The 19209-nt window shown below is 66.9% G+C and carries 27 protein-coding genes; 26 read left to right on the top strand and 1 reads right to left on the bottom strand.

Annotated features, from left to right (window positions below; genetic code table 11):
- A partial coding sequence (locus tag HMPREF2883_RS15250) for a hypothetical protein (protein ID WP_218079135.1) occupies positions 1-224 on the bottom strand: 224 nt, incomplete at its 3' end.
- A gap of 75 nt (positions 225-299) precedes the next feature.
- On the opposite strand from HMPREF2883_RS15250, the gene HMPREF2883_RS09465 reads away from it, so the two are divergent.
- From HMPREF2883_RS09465 to HMPREF2883_RS09340, 26 genes are all read left to right on the top strand, one after another.
- Entirely contained in the window at positions 300-3161 is a 2862-nt protein-coding gene (locus HMPREF2883_RS09465; RefSeq protein WP_070661474.1) for a CshA/CshB family fibrillar adhesin-related protein, read from the top strand.
- Positions 3162-3315: 154 nt separating this feature from the next.
- Entirely contained in the window at positions 3316-4926 is a 1611-nt protein-coding gene (locus tag HMPREF2883_RS09460; RefSeq protein WP_070661472.1) for a SpaH/EbpB family LPXTG-anchored major pilin, read from the top strand.
- Positions 4927-5162: 236 nt separating this feature from the next.
- Positions 5163-6401, top strand: a complete 1239-nt coding sequence (locus HMPREF2883_RS09455; RefSeq protein WP_070661468.1) for a class C sortase — start codon at positions 5163-5165, stop codon at positions 6399-6401.
- A 257-nt stretch (positions 6402-6658) separates the two neighbouring features.
- Positions 6659-6967, top strand: coding sequence for a 30S ribosomal protein S10 (gene rpsJ / locus HMPREF2883_RS09450; RefSeq protein WP_003786051.1), 309 nt, complete (start codon positions 6659-6661; stop codon positions 6965-6967).
- Between the two features lie 8 nt (positions 6968-6975).
- Positions 6976-7644, top strand: coding sequence for a 50S ribosomal protein L3 (rplC, locus tag HMPREF2883_RS09445; protein ID WP_070661465.1), 669 nt, complete (start codon positions 6976-6978; stop codon positions 7642-7644).
- A 4-nt stretch (positions 7645-7648) separates the two neighbouring features.
- Positions 7649-8293, top strand: a complete 645-nt coding sequence (gene rplD, locus HMPREF2883_RS09440) for a 50S ribosomal protein L4 (protein WP_070661462.1) — start codon at positions 7649-7651, stop codon at positions 8291-8293.
- Positions 8290-8592: a 50S ribosomal protein L23 gene (rplW, locus tag HMPREF2883_RS09435; protein WP_003786064.1), complete on the top strand. Its 303-nt coding sequence runs from the start codon at positions 8290-8292 to the stop codon at positions 8590-8592. The genes rplD and rplW overlap by 4 nt, the downstream gene beginning before the upstream one ends.
- A 26-nt stretch (positions 8593-8618) precedes the next feature.
- Positions 8619-9455 (top strand): 50S ribosomal protein L2, encoded by an 837-nt coding sequence (gene rplB, locus HMPREF2883_RS09430; RefSeq protein WP_070661459.1) that lies wholly within the window; start codon positions 8619-8621, stop codon positions 9453-9455.
- 14 nt (positions 9456-9469) lie between these two features.
- Positions 9470-9748, top strand: a complete 279-nt coding sequence (gene rpsS / locus HMPREF2883_RS09425; RefSeq protein ID WP_003786073.1) for a 30S ribosomal protein S19 — start codon at positions 9470-9472, stop codon at positions 9746-9748.
- A 31-nt stretch (positions 9749-9779) separates the two neighbouring features.
- A complete protein-coding gene (gene rplV / locus HMPREF2883_RS09420; RefSeq protein ID WP_003789298.1) occupies positions 9780-10157 on the top strand; it encodes a 50S ribosomal protein L22 in 378 nt (125 codons plus the stop codon).
- Entirely contained in the window at positions 10157-10978 is an 822-nt protein-coding gene (gene rpsC / locus HMPREF2883_RS09415) for a 30S ribosomal protein S3 (protein WP_003789299.1), read from the top strand. The genes rplV and rpsC overlap by 1 nt, the downstream gene beginning before the upstream one ends.
- A gap of 3 nt (positions 10979-10981) precedes the next feature.
- The gene (gene rplP, locus HMPREF2883_RS09410; protein WP_070661456.1) at positions 10982-11401 is read left to right on the top strand and encodes a 50S ribosomal protein L16; all 420 of its coding nucleotides are present in this window, start codon (positions 10982-10984) and stop codon (positions 11399-11401) included.
- Positions 11401-11646: a 50S ribosomal protein L29 gene (rpmC, locus tag HMPREF2883_RS09405; RefSeq protein ID WP_009403578.1), complete on the top strand. Its 246-nt coding sequence runs from the start codon at positions 11401-11403 to the stop codon at positions 11644-11646. The genes rplP and rpmC overlap by 1 nt, the downstream gene beginning before the upstream one ends.
- Positions 11643-11936: a 30S ribosomal protein S17 gene (gene rpsQ, locus HMPREF2883_RS09400; RefSeq protein WP_003789301.1), complete on the top strand. Its 294-nt coding sequence runs from the start codon at positions 11643-11645 to the stop codon at positions 11934-11936. Before rpmC ends, rpsQ begins: the two co-directional genes overlap by 4 nt.
- 711 nt (positions 11937-12647) lie before the next feature.
- Positions 12648-13016, top strand: coding sequence for a 50S ribosomal protein L14 (gene rplN, locus HMPREF2883_RS09395; RefSeq protein WP_003781898.1), 369 nt, complete (start codon positions 12648-12650; stop codon positions 13014-13016).
- A 2-nt stretch (positions 13017-13018) separates the two neighbouring features.
- Positions 13019-13363: a 50S ribosomal protein L24 gene (rplX, locus tag HMPREF2883_RS09390; RefSeq protein ID WP_003781892.1), complete on the top strand. Its 345-nt coding sequence runs from the start codon at positions 13019-13021 to the stop codon at positions 13361-13363.
- A 2-nt stretch (positions 13364-13365) separates the two neighbouring features.
- Positions 13366-13923, top strand: coding sequence for a 50S ribosomal protein L5 (rplE, locus tag HMPREF2883_RS09385; RefSeq protein WP_009396382.1), 558 nt, complete (start codon positions 13366-13368; stop codon positions 13921-13923).
- A 1-nt stretch (position 13924) separates the two neighbouring features.
- A complete protein-coding gene (locus HMPREF2883_RS09380) occupies positions 13925-14110 on the top strand; it encodes a type Z 30S ribosomal protein S14 (RefSeq protein ID WP_003781856.1) in 186 nt (61 codons plus the stop codon).
- Between the two features lie 58 nt (positions 14111-14168).
- Positions 14169-14567, top strand: coding sequence for a 30S ribosomal protein S8 (gene rpsH / locus HMPREF2883_RS09375; RefSeq protein ID WP_003781870.1), 399 nt, complete (start codon positions 14169-14171; stop codon positions 14565-14567).
- Positions 14568-14588: 21 nt separating this feature from the next.
- The gene (rplF, locus tag HMPREF2883_RS09370) at positions 14589-15128 is read left to right on the top strand and encodes a 50S ribosomal protein L6 (protein WP_003781878.1); all 540 of its coding nucleotides are present in this window, start codon (positions 14589-14591) and stop codon (positions 15126-15128) included.
- Between the two features lie 2 nt (positions 15129-15130).
- Entirely contained in the window at positions 15131-15511 is a 381-nt protein-coding gene (rplR, locus tag HMPREF2883_RS09365; protein WP_003789309.1) for a 50S ribosomal protein L18, read from the top strand.
- Positions 15512-15545: 34 nt separating this feature from the next.
- On the top strand, positions 15546-16253 hold the full coding sequence (rpsE, locus tag HMPREF2883_RS09360; protein WP_003781868.1) for a 30S ribosomal protein S5: 708 nt from the start codon (positions 15546-15548) through the stop codon (positions 16251-16253).
- A complete protein-coding gene (gene rpmD / locus HMPREF2883_RS09355; protein WP_009396392.1) occupies positions 16253-16459 on the top strand; it encodes a 50S ribosomal protein L30 in 207 nt (68 codons plus the stop codon). Before rpsE ends, rpmD begins: the two co-directional genes overlap by 1 nt.
- A gap of 1 nt (position 16460) precedes the next feature.
- Positions 16461-16937 (top strand): 50S ribosomal protein L15, encoded by a 477-nt coding sequence (gene rplO / locus HMPREF2883_RS09350; protein WP_070661453.1) that lies wholly within the window; start codon positions 16461-16463, stop codon positions 16935-16937.
- A gap of 351 nt (positions 16938-17288) precedes the next feature.
- Positions 17289-18581 carry a preprotein translocase subunit SecY gene (gene secY / locus HMPREF2883_RS09345; protein WP_070661452.1) on the top strand — a complete coding sequence of 431 codons (1293 nt, stop codon included), beginning with the start codon at positions 17289-17291 and terminating at the stop codon, positions 18579-18581.
- The gene (locus HMPREF2883_RS09340) at positions 18578-19165 is read left to right on the top strand and encodes an adenylate kinase (RefSeq protein ID WP_176747190.1); all 588 of its coding nucleotides are present in this window, start codon (positions 18578-18580) and stop codon (positions 19163-19165) included. Before secY ends, HMPREF2883_RS09340 begins: the two co-directional genes overlap by 4 nt.
- Positions 19166-19209 lie beyond the last annotated feature (44 nt).

Here is a 19209-nt window from a genome sequence, read left to right as displayed (position 1 = left end):
TCCCCGGTCAGAGCAGCCGCTCTGACCGGGGAGGTCTTTTTTGTGTTCCACCATGGGCAATGGCGCGGCCTACCGCGAATATGAATAGAAATGTGAATGACACTATTTCCTAGTTTTTGTGATACCAGCGTAATGAATGGTGTCGCAATGCTATAACGGACGATTTCAGATCCATCACCGATCCCGTATTGCCCGATTTCGTCAACTAGGTTATCCACTGTCACCAGGCACTTGGATGTCGACGCCCATTTGCGGGCGAGCCCAGTGCCGTTGAGTTCTCATGAAGTGGAGTGTTTCCTTTGCTGCGTCGTCGTGCCATCCTGCCTCGCCTGCGTAAGCTCGTCGCCGGCGCTGCGGCACTCACCTGCGTCGCAGCGGCGCTCGTGGGCACTGAGCAGCCTTCTGCCGGGGCGGCCCCGAGGGGGCTTCCAGCCGATGCGCTTCCGGCGGTCTTCGCCCAGGGCGGTACCAGCTGGTACCGGGATACCATCCAGTGGCTCCAGTGGGCGGACTATGACAGCAACTTCGCCGGCCAAACCAAGCCGAATGTCCCCGTGCTCGACTACGGGCAGCGCAAGACCTTCACCAACTACCGCGACATGGGGGAGGCCGGCTATCTAGTCACCACCTGCAACCTGTCCAATCTCAAGCACATTGGCCATCAGAAGGGGTTTCCTGACGATCTTGCTCGTGGCCCGCTGGTCGCCACCATTCCCGGTACCTGGGCCGGCGACATCCTCGACAACCTCTACAACATCGGGGGCGCCGGGGGGTGGAGCGACGGCAGCTCGGAGTGGCACAGTGGTCTGACGTACCCGAAGGACTACGTCAACCACAACCAGATGGTCATTGGGCTGGCCAACGGCTACGCCTACAACGGGGACAAGACCTGGGACGGCAAGGACAAGAACGACCGCCGGGCGGACCGCACCCCCACGGGCGGATACTCGCGCATCAGCTTCGACGTCTCCTGCTCGGCGACCCTCCAGGCCCCCGACGGCAGCTCCACGCCGGTGGGCCTCAACGGCCTGGTCTTCGCCGACGCCGAGGCCTCCAACCCCGGGAGCACCAATGAGCCCTTCGACGGCGAGTGGATCCAGGCCCAGGTCCCCAACAACCAGCGAGTCACCTGGCGTCTCCTCGACGGCGGGCGCTCCAACAACTGCACCGACACGAGAGGAGGCACCGGGCGGCCGGTCACTACCCGCGCGACCCTGTCCAACGGGAACCGCACCCTGCGGTTGGACAACACGGCGCAGGAGTGCGTCTACCAGAACGGTGGAGGCTACTCCAAGCCCAACGGCGTCGGCGGGCCCGCGGTGTCCATGTTCATGGAAGGGGCGACTAGCGCCACCATCACCATGCAAGGATCCGGTTACTCCGCCGTCGCCCTGGGGCTGGTCCTGGCCACCGACTTCGGGGATGCCCCCGCTTCCTACGGCAGCGCCTCTGCTCTCCTGCAGCCCAAGTGGGACGGCGGTGAGGTCACGAGCCGCAACGGCTACGACCTCTTCGGCGGCCGTCTCATCAACACCACCCGCATGTACGCCTCCGGACCCTACCTGGGCTCCTTGATCGACGCCGAGTCCCAGCAGCATTTCAGCGACGGGGCCGACGGCGATGACAACGACGGCTGGTACGGCAACGACGAGGACGGTGTCACCATCCCCGCCGCAGGCATCGAAACCGCTCCGGGCCAGAACGTCACCCTCAACGCCCGTTGCAACGGAGGGGGAGCAGTCGCCGGCTGGATCGACTGGAACCACAACGGTGTGTTCGATCCCGCTGAGAAGAGCGCCCAGGTGACGTGTGACGGCAGGTCGAATGCCACGTTGAGATGGACCGTGCCCGAGGACGTCGTACGCAGCATCGACGGGGAAACCGGATCCCAGCCCCACACCTACCTGCGGGTGCGGACGGCTAAGGCAGGTGTCGACCTCAAACCCACCGGCAGCACGATGGACGGTGAGGTTGAGGACTACCGGCTCGCCGTTCGCGTCCCCACCATCCAGCTCGTCAAGAACGTCCAGGCCCCCTACACCGGGCAGGTCAAGGCCCTCGGGGCCGACCAGTGGACCCTCAAGGCCCAGCAGGGCAACGGCGGCGCCGCATCCCTGCAGGTGACCGGCACCGTCGACACCGGGATCAAGGTCACGCGTCCAGGACAGTACGGGCTCAGCGAGTCCTCCACGAATCCCCAGGCGCCAGGGTACGAGGCGAGCGCATGGCGCTGTTCTCAAACCCCCGGCACGGTCGGTAACTGGGGCGGCTCGAGCCTGTCCGGATCCACTATCCGGGTGAGGGGAACCGATCGCATCACCTGCTCGGTCACCAACACGACCAAGCCCGGGGCGCTGTCCTGGACCAAGGTCGATCAGGACGGCAAGACGCCCCTGGGCGGCACCGCGTGGACGCTCACCGGTCCCGGCGTCCCCGCCGGCACCGTCGTCGAGGACTGCCAGGCGGCCGGCTGCCGCACCGGCGCCTACAAGGACACCAACCCGGCTCCCGGCGTCTTCGACGTCACCGGGCTGCCGTGGGGGAGCTACTCCATCACCGAGAAGACCACTCCCAGCGGCTACCAGCGTCTGGAGAAGACTCTGGCCTTCGACGACGTCTCCGGCGCCAACCTCAAAGCCGGCTTGAAGGACACCACGGGCGTCGCCAAGGGCGCCGTGACCAATCAGCGTCTGACCGGATCGGTGTCCTGGAAGAAGCAGGACACGAGCGGGCACGCCCTTGGCGGCTCGGAGTGGACGCTCAGCGGCCCCGGAGTCCCGGCCGGGACCACCGTCACCGACTGTGTCATCACCGGTGGCAGAGGACGGTGCCCGGGCGGCCCCTACGCCGACACGGACCCCGCCGCCGGTTCCTTCACCGTGACCGGTCTGCCCTGGGACACGCGTTCCTACTCCCTGGTGGAAAAGAGGGCTCCCGCGGGCTACCGGCTGGACACGACGAGCCGCAGCTTCGCCATCAAACCCAATGCCCTCCAGTACTCCTTCTCGAAGGCCTTCACCAACGAGAAGGCGACCACCCCCCGCCTGCCTTTGACGGGTGGGCGTGGTGCGCACATCTTCCTGATCGCGGGCGCGGTCGTCTCCGCTGTCGCGATCTCCACCGGACTCCTAAGGAGGCGCCGTCACCGCAACCTGGACTGATTCGTCCGCCGACCCGTGCATGAAAGGTCGGAGGCGCCGGTGACGCCGTCAGGCAAGACGGAGTCGTCCACCGGAGAAGCACTCCCTATCCACATCCCACCTCTGCCACGCGTTCGCATCTCCCCGCGGCGCACAGTGAAAGGAATCCCAACCCATGAAGTACAACGCCAGCACGTTGGGGCGTCGGGCTGCTGCCGCAGCCGGTGTCCTCACTCTGGCCGTGCTCGGTCTGGCCCCCATGGCTCAGGCTGAGGACGCCAACTACGGAAACATCAAGGAGAACGCTCAGGGCTCCTTGGTCATTCACAAGCACCTCACCGGGGACGGTAACCCCATTGGCACCGTCGACGGCGGTGGTACTGCCGGTGGTACTGCTGGAGCCGCAGTCGCGGGTGTTCAGTTCACTGCCTACCCGATCACTGGGATCAACCTCAAGGATCCCGCGGGCTGGAACAAGGTCAGTGCCTTGTCGGCGTCCGGAGCGATTCCGGACAGCGCCTGCGCAGACCCGGCCAACCCCAAGCTGGATGGCTACGGTTTCGAGGCGGGGATGGCGTCGCCGGATACGGACACCTCCGGTGTGGCAACCATCAGCGGTATGCCGGTCAAGGCCTACCTCGTGTGTGAGACCAAGACCCCCAGCAACATCGTTCAGAAGGCCAAGCCCTTCGTTGTCACCGTTCCCACCCCGAACACCGCTGCGGGCCAGGAGGGTAACTGGGTCTACGACGTTCACGTCTACCCCAAGAACGAGAAGGTCGAGGTCACCAAGACCATCCAGGACCAGAAGGTTAACGGCTACGCCGTGGGTTCCAAGGTCCGCTTCCCGGTCACCTCGACCCTGCCGAAGCTGGACGCCAAGTCCTACTACAAGTACTTCCAGCTCAGGGACACCATGGACGAGCACCTGACCGAGGTGACCGCCACGGACATCACGCTTGATGGAGCTAAGATGGACCCCGGTGACTACAAGGTGGTCACCAGCGATCAGACCGTGACGGTGACTTTCACCAAGGTCGGTCTGGGCAAGCTCAAGGAGGCTGCGGGTAAGCCCGTCCAGGCCGTCTTCGAGGGTAAGGTCGCCTCCGTCAGTAACAACGGTGACATCACCAACAAGGCTCAGCTGATCTCTGACACCACCTACGCCGAGCAGCCTCCGAATCCTGAGGAGCCGCCGACGACTCCCGATAACCCGCCGACGACCGAGACGGTGACCACCTACTGGGGCAACCTGACGATCAAGAAGGTCGACAGCCACGACACGGCTGGCAACAAGGCGGGCCTCAAGGGCGCTGAGTTCCAGCTGTACAAGGCCAAGGACGCCTACGCCGGCACCTGCTCCAAGGACAAGGAGGGGGACGCGATCGCCGTGAACGGCGAGACCACCCTCACCACCGACGACACTGGTGCCATCAATATCCAGGGTCTGTTCGTCTCTGACTCCATTGACGAAGCGGGCCGCGACAACAAGGTCAACGCCACTGAGCGCTGCTACGTCCTGGTGGAGACCAAGGCGCCCGCAGGCTTCGTCCTGCCCTCGGGTGACGACGCCGTGACCGCCGTCCAGGTCAAGGCCGGTACCGTGACCACGGACGACGTCACCGTTGAGAACACCAAGCAGTCGGTCCCAGGCCTGCCCCTGACCGGTGCCAACGGCATGCTCATCCTGACCGCCTCCGGCGCGTCCCTGCTGATGATCGCCGTCGGCTCCGTCCTGGTGGCCCGCTACCGCGAGCGCAAGCACAGCGCGAACCTCGCTGCCTGATGACAACCGCTGTCGGCCGGGGCCCACGGGCCCCGGCCGACAGCCACAACCGCAAGAGCCTCGCCTCAACCGCGTCGTGACCGGGTTCTGAGCCTGTCTCGATCGTGAGGTCGTGGCCTGAGCGGAAGCGGTGCAGGCACTCGGCGGACCTCGTTCCGTCGAGCGCCTGCACCGTCATGTGCGACCCCGCACCATCCCCATCCCGTCCACCCGACCCTGGAAGCGCACGAGGCCCCATGATCTCCCGCAAAGCACGCACACCCCGCACCGCCCGGACTGCGCGAACACGCGCCTCGAGCCTCCAGAAGCACCGTCGTCCCCGTACCTGGCGCCTGTCGGTCTCCGCGCTCATCACCGCCATCATGGCGATCGTCGGCATGGGGCTGCTGACCTATCCGACGGCGGCCTCCTGGATCTCCCAGTACAACCAGTCGAAGGTGACTGCCGACTACTCCGCCCAGGTCGATGGGGCCCGTCCCGACGCCAAGACCCAGATCGAGCAGGCTCACGCATACAACGACGCCCTGTCTGCCGGAGCGGTCCTGGAGGCCAACAACCACGTCCCCACCGGCGCCGGCTCCAGCAAGGACAGCTCCCTGAGGTACGCCAACATCCTCAAGGCCAACAACGAGGGCCTCATGGCCCGGCTCAAGATTCCCTCCATCTCCCTGGACCTGCCCGTCTACCACGGCACGGCCGACGACACCCTGCTCAAGGGCCTGGGGCACCTGGAGGGCACCTCACTTCCGGTCGGGGGAAAGGGGACCCGCTCGGTCATCACCGGGCACCGCGGCCTGGCCGAGGCCACCATGTTCACCAACCTGGACAAGGTCAAGACCGGTGACAGTCTCATCGTCGAGGTCTTCGGGGAGGTCCTCACCTACCGGGTCACCAGCACCAAAGTCGTCGAGCCTGAGGAGACCGAGGCCCTGCGCGCCGAGGAGGGCAAGGACCTGCTCACCCTGGTGACCTGCACGCCCCTGGGCATCAACACCCACCGCATCCTGCTGACCGGCGAGCGCATCTACCCGACCCCGGCAAAGGACCTTGCGGCGGCGGGCAAGCGCCCTGACGTTCCCCACTTCCCCTGGTGGGCCGTGGGTCTGGCGGCGGGGCTCATCGTCGTCGGGCTGTACCTGTGGCGCTCGGGCTACGCGGCGGCGAGGGTCAAGGAGCGGGGCCTGGCCAGGGCCCGTGAGGCGGAGCAGGAGCCGCGTCCCCAGACCTGGGCGGAGCAGATGCGGATCTGGATGGACGACGACGCCGGTGTCGAGCCTCAACGGTGGTTCACTGATCTGCCGGTCCCGCCCCAGCCCTCCGAGATGGAGAACCTGGCGTTACTGGAGGAGATCGCGTCCCTGTCGGCGCCGTCTGCTCGATGGGATGATGAGGAGCTCATCGACACCGCCGAGATCCCGGTGCTGGACGCGACACGCCCGAGCGCGGGGGCCAGTGGGCGGACTCACAGGCTCTAGGACCCATCCTGGGTTTCGCTGCCCGGGCGAGCCCTGATAACGTAATCCGGCCGGCCAAGGGTGTGCGCCTGTGTGCCCCTGGTTGTGCCGCCCCGGGACTTCCCGGGATTCATTCTGACGGACCCGTTCCTCCTGAACGGGTTTCCGTGTGTCCAGACCGGTTCACCGCCTTCTCTGACGGGAACGGCGCGCGTCCTGAAGCGACACGCCCGAGCGCGTGGACCGGCCAGAAGCAAGTACAAGAGAGGTTAGGCGCCATGGCGGGACAGAAGATCCGCATCCGGCTCAAGTCCTACGACCACGAGGTCATTGACTCCTCGGCGCGCAAGATCGTCGACGTCGTGACCCGCGCTGGTGCGACGGTCGTGGGCCCGGTGCCGCTGCCGACCGAGAAGAACGTGTTCTGCGTGATCCGGTCGCCGCACAAGTACAAGGACAGCCGCGAGCACTTCGAGATGCGCACGCACAAGCGGCTGATCGACATCGTCGACCCGACGCCCAAGGCCGTCGACTCGCTCATGCGTCTCGACCTGCCCGCTGACGTCAACATCGAGATCAAGCTCTGAGGACTGCCATGACAACGCTTAACACGCCGGCTGCCGCCGCGCCTGCCAAGGCGCTGCTCGGCACCAAGCTCGGCATGACGCAGATCTGGGACGAGAACGGGGTCCTGCGCCCCGTGACCGTCGTCCGGGTCGACACCAACGTCGTGACCCAGGTCCGCACCATCGAGACCGATGGCTACGAGGCCGTTCAGCTCGCCTTCGGCGACATCGACGCCCGCAAGGTCACCAAGCCGCTCGCCGGCCACTTCGCCAAGGCCGGGGTCGAGCCCCGCCGCCACGTGGCGGAGGTCCGCACCTCCCTGGCGTCGGAGTTCACCCCCGGCCAGGAGCTGGCCGCTGACACCTTCGAGGTCGGCCAGCTGGTCGACGTCACCGGAACCTCCAAGGGTAAGGGGTTCGCCGGTGTCATGAAGCGCCACGGCTTCGCCGGTGTGGGCGCCTCCCACGGTGCTCACCGCAACCACCGCAAGCCCGGCTCCATCGGCGCCTGCGCCACCCCCGGACGCATCTTCAAGGGCCTGCGCATGGCCGGCCGCATGGGTCACGCGCGCCGCACCGTCCAGAACCTCAAGATCCGCGGCGTCGACGTTGACAAGGGCGTTCTGCTCGTCAACGGCGCGATCCCCGGCCCCAAGGGCTCGGTCGTCGTCGTCCGCACCGCCGTGAAGGGAGCCTGAGACCATGACTGAGGCACTCACCGTCGACGTCGTCGACTCCACGGGCAAGAAGACCGGCAGCGTCGAGCTGCCCGCCGAGATCTTCGACGCCCCCCTCAACATTCCGCTCATGCACCAGGTGGTCGTCGGCCAGCTGGCCGCGGCCCGCCAGGGCACCCACGCCACCAAGACCCGTGGCGACGTCCGCGGCGGTGGCCGCAAGCCCTACCGTCAGAAGGGCACCGGCCGCGCCCGCCAGGGCTCGACCCGCGCCCCGCAGTTCGTCGGCGGTGGCACCGTCCACGGCCCGCAGCCGCGCGACTACACCCAGCGGACCCCCAAGAAGATGAAGGCCGCCGCCCTGCGCAGCGCCCTGTCCGACCGCGCCCGCAACGGCCGCGTCCACGTCATCACCGAGTTCGTCACCACCACGGTGCCTTCCACCAAGAACGCCCTGGTCGCGCTGCGCAACCTCACCGACCGCAAGGCCCTGGTGATCGTGGACCGTCAGGACGACCTGTCCAGGCTCAGCCTGCGCAACGCCCCCGAGGCGCACGTCCTGTGGGCCGACCAGCTCAACACCTACGACGTTCTCAAGTCCGACGACGTCGTCTTCACGGCCTCTGGCCTGGACGCGTTCCTGGGCAAGGGTGAGGAGGAGTCCAAGTGAGCCTCGAGAAGTCCAAGAACCCCCGCGACGTCATCATCGCGCCGGTGGTCTCCGAGAAGTCCTACGCCTGCATGGACCGTGGCCAGTACACGTTCATCGTGGCACCGGGATCCAACAAGACCGAGATCAAGCAGGCCGTCGAGGCCATCTTCGATGTCAAGGTCTCCTCGGTGAACACCATCAACCGCAAGGGCAAGACGCACCGCACCCGCACCGGGATCGGCAAGTCCAAGGACACCCGCCGTGCGATCGTCACCCTGCGCGAGGGGACCATCGACATCTTCGGTGATGTGGCCTAGTGCGCCACGGAAGGTAAAGGATCGATATGGGAATCCGTAAGTACAAGCCCACGACCCCGGGTCGTCGCGGCTCCTCCGTGGCCGACTTCGTGGAGATCACGCGCAGCACGCCCGAGAAGTCGCTGGTGCGCCCGCTGAGCAAGACTGGTGGACGCAACTCCTCCGGCCGTATCACCACCCGTCACAAGGGGGGTGGCCACAAGCGCGCCTACCGTCTCATCGACTTCCGTCGTCACGACAAGGACGGCGTGCCCGCCAAGGTCGCTCACATCGAGTACGACCCCAACCGCACCGCGCGCATCGCCCTGCTGCACTACATGGACGGCGAGAAGCGCTACATCATCGCCCCGAACAAGCTCCGTCAGGGCGACGTCGTCGAGGCCGGCCCCAGCGCCGACATCAAGCCCGGCAACAACCTGCAGCTGCGTCACATCCCCACCGGTACGGTCGTCCACGCGGTCGAGCTGCGTCCCGGTGGCGGGGCCAAGATCGCTCGCAGTGCCGGCACCTCCGTCCAGCTGGTCGCCAAGGAGGGCAAGTACGCGCAGCTGCGCATGCCCTCCGGGGAGATCCGCAACGTGGAGGCCGCCTGCCGCGCCACCATCGGCGAGGTCGGCAACGCCGAGCAGTCCAACATCAACTGGGGCAAGGCCGGCCGTATGCGCTGGAAGGGCGTGCGCCCGACCGTCCGTGGTGTCGTCATGAACCCGGTGGACCACCCGCACGGTGGTGGTGAGGGCAAGACCTCCGGTGGCCGTCACCCCGTCTCGCCGTGGGGCAAGCCCGAGGGCCGCACCCGCCGTCCCAACAAGTCCAGCGACCGCCTCATCGTGCGTCGTCGTCGGACCGGCAAGAAGCGCTGATAGGAGCCTGAATCATGCCGCGTAGTCTGAAGAAGGGTCCCTTCGTCGACGACCACCTCCTCAAGAAGGTGGACGCTCAGAACGAGAAGGGCACCAAGAACGTCATTAAGACCTGGTCCCGCCGTTCGGTCATCACGCCGGACTTCCTGGGGCACACCTTCGCCGTCCACGACGGTCGCAAGCACGTGCCGGTCTTCGTTACCGAGTCCATGGTGGGCCACAAGCTCGGTGAGTTCGCTCCGACCCGCACCTTCCGCGGGCACGTCAAGGACGACCGCAAGTCGCGTCGCTGACGGACGTCGGAAAGTTTGAGAGGCAGAGAACATGGAAGCCAAGGCGCAGGCAAAGTACGTGCGCTGCACGCCGATGAAGGCGCGCCGAGTCGTGGACGTCGTCCGCGGCAAGCGCGCCGTCGAGGCCGTCAACGTGCTCCGATTCGCCCCGCAGGCCGCTGCGGTGCCGGTGCGCAAGGTCCTCGAGTCCGCAATCGCCAACGCCCGGTTCAAGGCCGAGCGTGACGGTGAGCGTTTCGACGAGAACGACCTGTTCATCATCGAGGCGTTCGCCGACGAGGGTCCCACCCTGAAGCGGTTCCGTCCTCGTGCGCAGGGCCGGGCCAGCAGGATCCTCAAGCGGACCAGCCACATCACCGTCATCGTCGGGGACAAGTCCGACGCCGCAACGAAGGAAGGAGCCCGGTAATGGGGCAGAAGGTCAACCCGACCGGGTTCCGCCTGGGCATCACCACGGACCACCGCTCGCGCTGGTTCGCCGACTCCACCAAGCCCGGTCAGCGTTACCGCGACTTCGTGGAGGAGGATGTCAAGATCCGCCGCCTCATGGAGGACGGCATGGAGCGGGCCGGTATCTCCAAGGTCGACATCGAGCGCACCCGTGACCGCGTGCGCGTCGACCTGCACACCGCCCGTCCCGGCATCGTCATCGGCCGCCGCGGAGCCGAGGCCGAGCGCCTGCGCGGTCAGCTGGAGAAGCTGACCGGCAAGCAGGTCCAGCTCAACATCCTTGAGGTCAAGAGCCCCGACCTGGACGCCCAGCTGGTCGCCCAGGGCATCGCCGAGCAGCTCGCCTCCCGCGTGTCCTTCCGTCGCGCCATGCGCAAGGGCATGCAGTCCGCGATGCGTGCCGGCGCCAAGGGCATCCGGGTGCAGTGCTCCGGCCGCCTGGGCGGCGCCGAGATGAGCCGCAGCGAGTTCTACCGCGAGGGGCGCGTGCCGCTGCACACCCTGCGCGCGAACATCGACTACGGCTTCTACGAGGCCAAGACCACCTTCGGCCGCCTCGGCGTCAAGGTGTGGATCTACAAGGGCGACATCACCGAGCGCGAGTTCGCCCGCCAGCAGGCCGAGTCCGGCTCCCGTGGCCGGGGTCGGGGCGAGCGCCGCGGCGGCCGTCGTGGCGACCGCGGTGAGCGCGGTTCGCGTCAGAACACCGAGCAGCAGCAGGCAGCCGAGCAGACGCCGGCCGCCGAGACCGCTGCCGCAGACCAGGGAACGGAGGCCTGAGCCGTGCTCATCCCCCGCCGGACCAAGTTCCGCAAGCAGCACCGCCCGCACCGCACGGGCCTTTCCAAGGGCGGCAACCAGATCGCCTTCGGTGACTACGGCATCCAGGCCCTCGGGCCCGCCTACATCACCAACCGCCAGATCGAGGCGGCCCGTATCGCCATGACCCGCCACATCAAGCGTGGCGGCAAGGTGTGGATCAACATCTTCCCGGACCGCCCCCTGACCAAGAAGCCCGCCGAGACCCGCATGGGTTCCGGTAAGGGTGCACCCGAGTGGTGGATCGCCAACGTCAAGCCCGGACGCATCCTGTTCGAGCTCGGCGGTGTCGACGAGGCCCTCGCCCGCGAGGCCATGCGCCGCGCACAGCACAAGCTTCCGATGAAGACCCGTTTCGTGACTCGTGAGGGTGGTGACGTCTGATGGCAATCGGTTCCAAGGGCCTGACCCCCGCCGACCTCGACGGCATGGACAACGAGCGCCTCTCCGAGGAGCTCTCCAAGGCCAAGGCCGAGCTGTTCAACCTCCGGTTCGCCTCGGCGACCGGCCAGCTCGAGGACCACGGACGTCTCAAGGCTGTGCGTCGCGACATCGCCCGCATCTACACGATCGTGCGCGAGCGTGAGCTCGGTATTCGCACCGCCCCGAGCACGGAGGAGTCCAAGTGAGCGAGCAGACCAGCACCGAGAACGTCGAGCAGTCCACCGAGCGCCCCCAGCGCAAGGTGCGTCGCGGCTACGTCGTCTCCGACAAGATGGACAAGACGGTTGTCGTCCTCGTCGAGGAGCGCTACAAGCACTCCCTGTACGGCAAGGTCCTCCGTCGCTCCAAGAAGGTCAAGGTCCACGACGAGAACAACGAGGCCGGTGTCGGCGATCTCGTCTCCATCATGGAGACCCGTCCGCTGAGCGCCACCAAGCACTTCCGCCTCCTGGAGATCCTCGAGCGCGCCAAGTGACCCTCGGCTGAACGCCGCCCTCGACGTCGTCGAGACGGCCCCCGATGCCGCAGCCTCCCACCCGGGAGGCTGCGGCATCGGCGTTGTTGACGGCGGCTCCTCGCGGGGCGGCGCCGACGCCGGAGCGCGTGGTACTCCACGAGGGTCGGGCGCTAATGGAAGAGGGTCGGGTGTACTCCAAGGGGGTGGGGGCATCGTGCAGTAGGCACAACCCTCGGCCAGTGCATCCCCACCCTCGTGGAGTCTGGTCGCCGGTCAGGCGGATCGGGGACTGCGTTCTCCCGCCAGGACGTACTTCTCCCGCAAACGGTGGTGGTCGTAGCGCAGTCCTCTGCAGGAAAGCGCAGTCCTCGACGGACAGGTACGTCGTCGATCAGGGGCCGGCGGGCCGGCCGGGTGCCTCGCGGCGTCGGTGCAGGAGGCCCGGGAAAAGCCGGTGAGCAATGGCACAGGCCCTGGTCGTCATCTCAGGTTCCGCGCGATACGGCGGCTGGACTAGGCTAATGGAGTTGCGCGCGCCCTCGGTGCGCCCGGCAGAGACCTCGTGCAGTCTGCGCCTGTGTCTGTCGGGAGAGCGTATCGCGGGAATCCCCTATCCCTGGGTCGGCCTCGTGCGGCCTGTGGCCGGGGGAGACGTGTGCAAGACCAGAAGAACGTTCGGCCAGGCTCAGGAGCTTCCTGAGAACCGGCTCGACGACAGGAGAACACTCAATGATCCAGCAGGAGTCGCGACTGAAGGTCGCCGACAACACCGGTGCCAAGGAGATCCTTTGCATCCGTGTTCTCGGTGGATCGGGTCGGCGCTATGCGGGTATCGGCGACACGATCGTCGCCACCGTCAAGGACGCCATTCCCGGCGGCAACGTGAAGAAGGGCGAGGTCGTCAAGGCCGTCGTCGTGCGTGCCCGCAAGGAGCGTCGTCGTCCCGACGGCTCATACATCCGCTTCGACGAGAACGCCGCCGTCATCCTCAAGAACGACGGGGAGCCGCGCGGTACGCGCATCTTCGGCCCCGTCGGCCGTGAGCTTCGCGAGAAGAAGTTCATGCGCATCGTCTCGCTCGCCCCGGAGGTGATCTGAACATGGCACGCATCAAGAAGGGCGACCAGGTCATCGTCATCGCCGGTAAGGACAAGGGCAAGACCGGCCGCGTTCTGGAGGTCCTCAAGGGCACTGACCGTGTCATCGTCGAGGGCGTCCAGCGCGTGACCAAGCACACCAAGGTGGGGCAGTCCCAGCAGGGCGCCCGCACCGGCGGCATCGAGACCGTTGAGGCGCCCATCCACGCCTCCAACGTCATGCTCGTCGACCCCAAGACCAAGAAGCGCACCCGGGTGGGCTTCCGCGTCGAGGAGGGCGTGCGTCCCGACGGCCGCAAGCGCACCGTCCGCGTGCGTTACGCCAAGAAGAGCGGGGAGGACCTGTGACCATGGCTGAGAAGACCACCCCCCGTCTCAAGACGAAGTACACCGAGGAGGTGCGCCCCGCCCTGCTCAAGGAGTTCCAGCACGGCAACGTGATGGAGGTCGGGCGCGTCGTCAAGGTCGTCGTCAACATGGGTGTGGGCGAGGCCGCCCACGACTCCAAGATGATCGAGGGCGCCGTGCGCGACCTCGCCGCCATCACCGGTCAGAAGCCCCAGGTGACCCGGGCCCGCAAGTCCATCGCGCAGTTCAAGCTGCGTGAGGGCATGCCGATCGGTGCGCACTCCACTCTGCGCGGCGACCGCATGTGGGAGTTCCTGGACCGTCTGGTCTCGATCTCGCTGCCCCGTATCCGCGACTTCCGCGGTCTGAGCCCCAAGCAGTTCGACGGGAACGGCAACTACACCTTCGGTCTGACCGAGCAGGCCGTCTTCCACGAGATCGACCAGGACCAGATCGACCGCGTCCGCGGCATGGACATCACCGTGGTGACCACGGCCAAGACCGACGAGGAGGCCCGCTCGCTGCTCAAGCAGCTCGGCTTCCCCTTCAAGGAGAAGTGAGATGGCGAAGACCGCACTGATTGAGAAGGCGAACCGCAAGCCCAAGTTCGGTGTCCGTGCCTACACGCGCTGCCAGCGCTGCGGCCGCCCGCACTCGGTCTACCGCAAGTTCGGCCTGTGCCGTATCTGCCTGCGTGAGATGGCCCTTCGCGGCGAGCTCCCGGGCGTGAGCAAGTCCAGCTGGTAAGAACTTACGTCGCAGGTCCGCTGAGGAAACCACGACGAGGAAGGGCCAAGGCCCACTCATGACAATGACAGACCCCATCGCAGACATGCTGACCCGTCTGCGCAACGCAAACAGCGCCTACCACGACACCGTGTCGATGCCGTCGAGCAAGCTCAAGGTGAACATCGCTGAGATGCTCAAGTCCGAGGGCTACATCGCCGGCTACGAGGTCACGGACGCCGAGGTCGGCAAGACGCTCACGCTGAGCCTCAAGTACGGAGCCAACCGCCAGCGGGCCATCCAGGGCCTGCGCCGGATCTCCAAGCCCGGCCTGCGCGTCTACGCCAAGTCCACCAACCTGCCCAAGGTCCTCGGCGGCCTGGGAGTGGCGATCCTGTCCACCTCCTCCGGCCTCCTGACCGACAAACAGGCCGAGTCGCGTGGCGTGGGCGGCGAAGTCCTCGCCTACGTCTGGTAAGAGAAGGAACGGAGGAAAACCATGTCTCGTATTGGACGGCTCCCCGTTCCGGTCCCTGCCGGAGTGGACGTCACCATCGACGGCCAGGACGTGACGGTCAAGGGCCCCAAGGGCACCCTGTCCCGCACGATCAGCGAGCCCCTGAGCGTCACCCGCCAGGAGGACGGCTCCATCCTGGTCACGCGCCCCGACGACGAGCGCCGCTCGCGCTCGCTGCACGGACTGTCGCGCACCCTCATCAACAACATGGTGATCGGCGTCACCGAGGGCTACTCCAAGCAGCTCGAGATCGTCGGCACCGGTTACCGCGTCGCCGCCAAGGGCCAGGGCATCGAGCTCTCCCTCGGCTTCTCCCACACCGTGACCGTCGAGCCCCCCGAGGGCATCACCTTCACGGTCGACGGCAACCTGAAGATCACCGTCTCCGGTATCTCCAAGGAGCAGGTCGGCGAGGTCGCGGCGAACATCCGAAAGATCCGTCCGCCGGAGCCCTACAAGGGCAAGGGCGTGCGCTACGCCGGCGAGAACGTGCGCCGCAAGGTCGGAAAGGCTGGTAAGTGACCATGGCTTACTCGATCAAGAGGGGCAAGGGCAACCCCCGCGCCATCGCCCGCAAGATCCGTCACCAGCGCGTGCGCAAGCACATCTCCGGCACGCCCGAGCGCCCCCGCCTGGTGGTCACTCGATCCAACCGCCACATGGTGGCTCAGGTCGTGGACGACACCATCGGTCACACCCTGTGCGCCGCCTCCACCCTGGAGGAGGCCGCCAAGGGCGTCGAGGGCCACAAGGTGGGCGCCGCCCACAAGGTCGGCGAGCTCATCGCCGAGCGTGCCAAGGCGCTGGGCATCGAGGCAGTCGTGTTCGACCGCGGCGGCAACAAGTACCACGGCCGTGTCGCGGCCGTCGCCGAGGGCGCCCGCGAGGGCGGCCTGAAGCTGTGAGCACTAAGACGACGAGAAAGCAGAGGAACATCTGATGGCTGCACCGCAGCGAGACAGGTCCGCGTCGTCCGACGGCTCGGCCCAGCGCGAGAACGACGAGCGCCGGGGCGAGGGCCGCGGCCGCCGCGACCGCAACAACGACCGCCGCGACCGTGGTCGCGGCAACGACGACAAGTACATCGAGCGCGTCGTCACCATCAACCGCGTGTCCAAGGTCGTCAAGGGCGGCCGCCGCTTCACCTTCACGGCCCTCGTGGTCGTCGGTGACGGTGAGGGCACCGTCGGCGTGGGCTACGGCAAGGCGAAGGAGGTTCCCGCCGCCATCGCCAAGGCCGTCGAGATCGCGAAGAAGAACTTCTTCCACGTCCCGATGATCCGCCGCACCATCCCGCACCTGGTCCAGGGCGAGGACTCCGCCGGAGTCGTCCTCCTGCGCCCGGCGTCCCCCGGTACCGGTGTTATCGCCGGTGGTCCGGTGCGCGCCGTGCTGGACTGCGCCGGTGTCCACGACATCCTGTCCAAGTCGCTGGGCTCCTCCAACGCGATCAACATCGTGCACGCCACGGTGGACGCCCTCAAGCAGCTGGAGCAGCCCGAGGCCGTCGCGGCCCGCCGTGGCCTGCCCCTGGAGGACGTCGCCCCGCAGTCCATGCTGCGGGCCCGCGCCGAGGGTGAGGCCGACAAGCGCGCTCAGGCCGAGAAGCAGGAGGCCGAGAAGGCCGCTGAAGGAGTGGGTGCGTGATGGCTGAGTCCGCATCGAAGCAGATGACCAAGCAGCTCAAGGTCACTCAGGTCCGCTCTGGCATCGGGGGCACCCACCGCCAGCGCGAGTCCCTCAAGACCCTGGGTCTGCGCAAGATCCGCCAGTCCGTCGTGCGCGAGGACAGCCCCAGCGTGCGCGGCCTGATTGCCACGGTGCACCACCTGGTCACCGTTGAGGAGGTCTGAGATGGCTGACACCGAGAACACGCAGCAGGAGAAGGTGCGCGTCGTCAAGCTGCACCACCTGCGTCCCGCCCCCGGAGCCAAGAAGGCCAAGACCCGCGTGGGTCGTGGTGAGGCGTCCAAGGGTAAGACCGCCGGTCGCGGAACCAAGGGCACCAAGGCTCGTTACCAGGTCCGTCCTGGCTTCGAGGGCGGCCAGATGCCGCTGCACATGCGTCTGCCCAAGCTGCGCGGCTTCCGCAACCCCAACCGGGTCGAGTTCCAGCCCGTGAACGTCGGCCGCATCGCCGAGCTGTTCCCCGAGGGCGGCACGGTGACCGTGGAGGACCTCGTCGCTAAGGGCGCGGTTCGCAAGAACCAGCTCGTCAAGGTTCTCGGCGGCGGCGACGTCACCGTGGCCCTGACGGTCACGGTCGACGCCTGGTCCGGCTCCGCCAAGGAGAAGATCGAGGCTGCCGGCGGCACCATCGCCACGCGCTGAACGCCGGTCAGGCCGTGCCCAACAGGGGTGACTCCCTGACGGAGCGGTCCTGACGCATCGCGAGATCACAGACCCCGGCGGTCCAGGGAAACCTGGGCCGCCGGGGTCTGTCGTGCTCCGACGTCGAACAGAGAGACGACTCCTGCACGCCGGCGGCGAGGTGCCTTGGATCACCCCGGGCCGGCTCGCCGGGACGAGACGTGAGAAAACCCGCACCTCAGCCGCGTTGCAAGCCCGTCTCAGCGCCCGGGTGGTGAGCTCGGCGGGGTAGTCTGGGCCGGGCGCAGTTCCCCTGCGCTCAGCCTTGCTGCCCGCAGGGCCGAACCCACCCCCGAGTCCACAGGAGATCGAGTGCTCAGCGCGTTCACTCAGGCGTTCAGAACGCCAGACCTCAGGGCGAAGCTGCTCTTCACCCTCGGCATCATGGCCCTGTTCCGGCTCGGGTCGATCCTGCCGGCACCCGGCGTCAACCTGGCCAACGCCAAGCAGTGCATCGCCGCAGCCAAGGATCAGAACCTTCTCAGCCTCGTCAATGTCTTCTCCGGTGGTGCGCTGCTCCAGCTGAGCGTCTTCGCGCTGGGCATCATGCCCTACATCACCGCCTCCATCATCATCCAGCTCCTGCGGGTCGTCATCCCCCGCTTCGAGGAGCTCCACAAGGAGGGGCAGGCGGGCACCGCCAAGCTCACCGAGTACACCCGCTACCTCACCATCGGCCTGGGGCTGCTGCAGTCCAGCACCATCGTGGCCACGGCCAAGAGCGGCAAGCTCTTCCCGACTTGCAACAAGCCGGTTCTGCCCGACGGCTCGGTCATCACCCTGCTGCTCATCATCATCACGATGACCGCCGGCACCGGCCTCATCATGTGGCTGGGCGAGCTCATCACCGAGCGCGGCATCGGCAACGGCATGTCGCTGCTCATCTTCACCTCCATCGTGGCCCAGTTCCCCTCCAACATGTTCTCCATCGCCGGAGGCAACAACGGTGCGACCAACTTCGCCATCATCGTGGCCGTCGTCCTCCTGGCCACCCTCGCAGTCGTCTACATCGAGCAGGCCCAGCGGCGTATCCCCGTGCAGTACGCCAAGCGGATGATCGGGCGGCGCCAGTACGGCGGGTCGACCACCTACATCCCGGTCAAGATCAACACCGCCGGCGTCATCCCCGTCATCTTCGCCTCCTCGATCCTGGCCATGCCCCAGCTCATCGCCGGCTTTGGCAATGACAGAAGCGCGTGGGTCCAGTGGATCATGACGAACCTGCAGCAGACGCACCCGATCTACCTGACCGCCTACGGCGTCCTCATCCTGTTCTTCGCCTTCTTCTACACGGCCATCACCTTCGACGCCGAGGAGATCGCGGACAACATGAAGCGCTACGGCGGCTTCATCCCCGGCATCCGCGCCGGCGAGCCCACCGTGCGCTACCTGTCCTACGTCATCAACCGCATCACGACGGCGGGCTCCATCTACCTGGTGGTCCTTGCCCTCATCCCGACGCTCGCCGTCATCTGGCTGGACCTGGCTCACCACCTGCCCTTCGGCGGAACCACTATCCTCATTATGGTGGGTGTGGGTCTTCAGACCGTCAAGGAAGTCAACTCCCAGCTGCAGCAGCGTCACTACGAAGGGTTCTTGTCATGAGCGCACGCATGGTTCTTCTCGGTCCCCCCGGAGCGGGCAAGGGCACCCAGGCCGCCCGGATCGCCGAGCGCCTGAACATCCCGGCCATCTCCACCGGAGACATCTTCCGCGCCAACGTCGCCGGGGCCACCGAGCTCGGCACTCAGGCCAAGGCCTACATGGACAAGGGCGAGTACGTCCCCGACTCCATCACCAACGCCATGGTGGCCGACCGCATCGCCCAGGCCGACTGCGAGAACGGCTTCCTCCTGGACGGCTACCCGCGCACCACGGCCCAGGTCGGCGAGCTCGACTCCATGCTGAAGGCTGCGGGCCTGGCCCTCGACGTCGTCGTCGAGATCACCGCCGACGCCGAGGCCGTCGTCGCCCGCCTGCTCAAGCGGGCCGGCGAGCAGGGGCGCGCCGACGACACCGAGCCCGTCATCCGCCGCCGCCTCGAGGTCTACGCGGAGTCCACGGCGCCGCTGGCCGACCTCTACGCCGAGCGCGACCTGCTCGTCCAGGTCGACGGCATGGGCGAGATCGACGTCGTCACCGGCCGCATCATGGAGGCCCTCGCCTCTCGCGGCATCACCGGCTCCTGAAGCCCACGCTCACCGGCGGGTCGTCTGCTCACGCGGACGACCCG

The sequence above is a fragment of the Actinomyces sp. HMSC075C01 genome (assembly GCF_001812965.1).
Lineage (GTDB): Bacteria > Actinomycetota > Actinomycetes > Actinomycetales > Actinomycetaceae > Actinomyces > Actinomyces acetigenes.
This window is presented reverse-complemented; position numbering and strand designations above follow the sequence as displayed.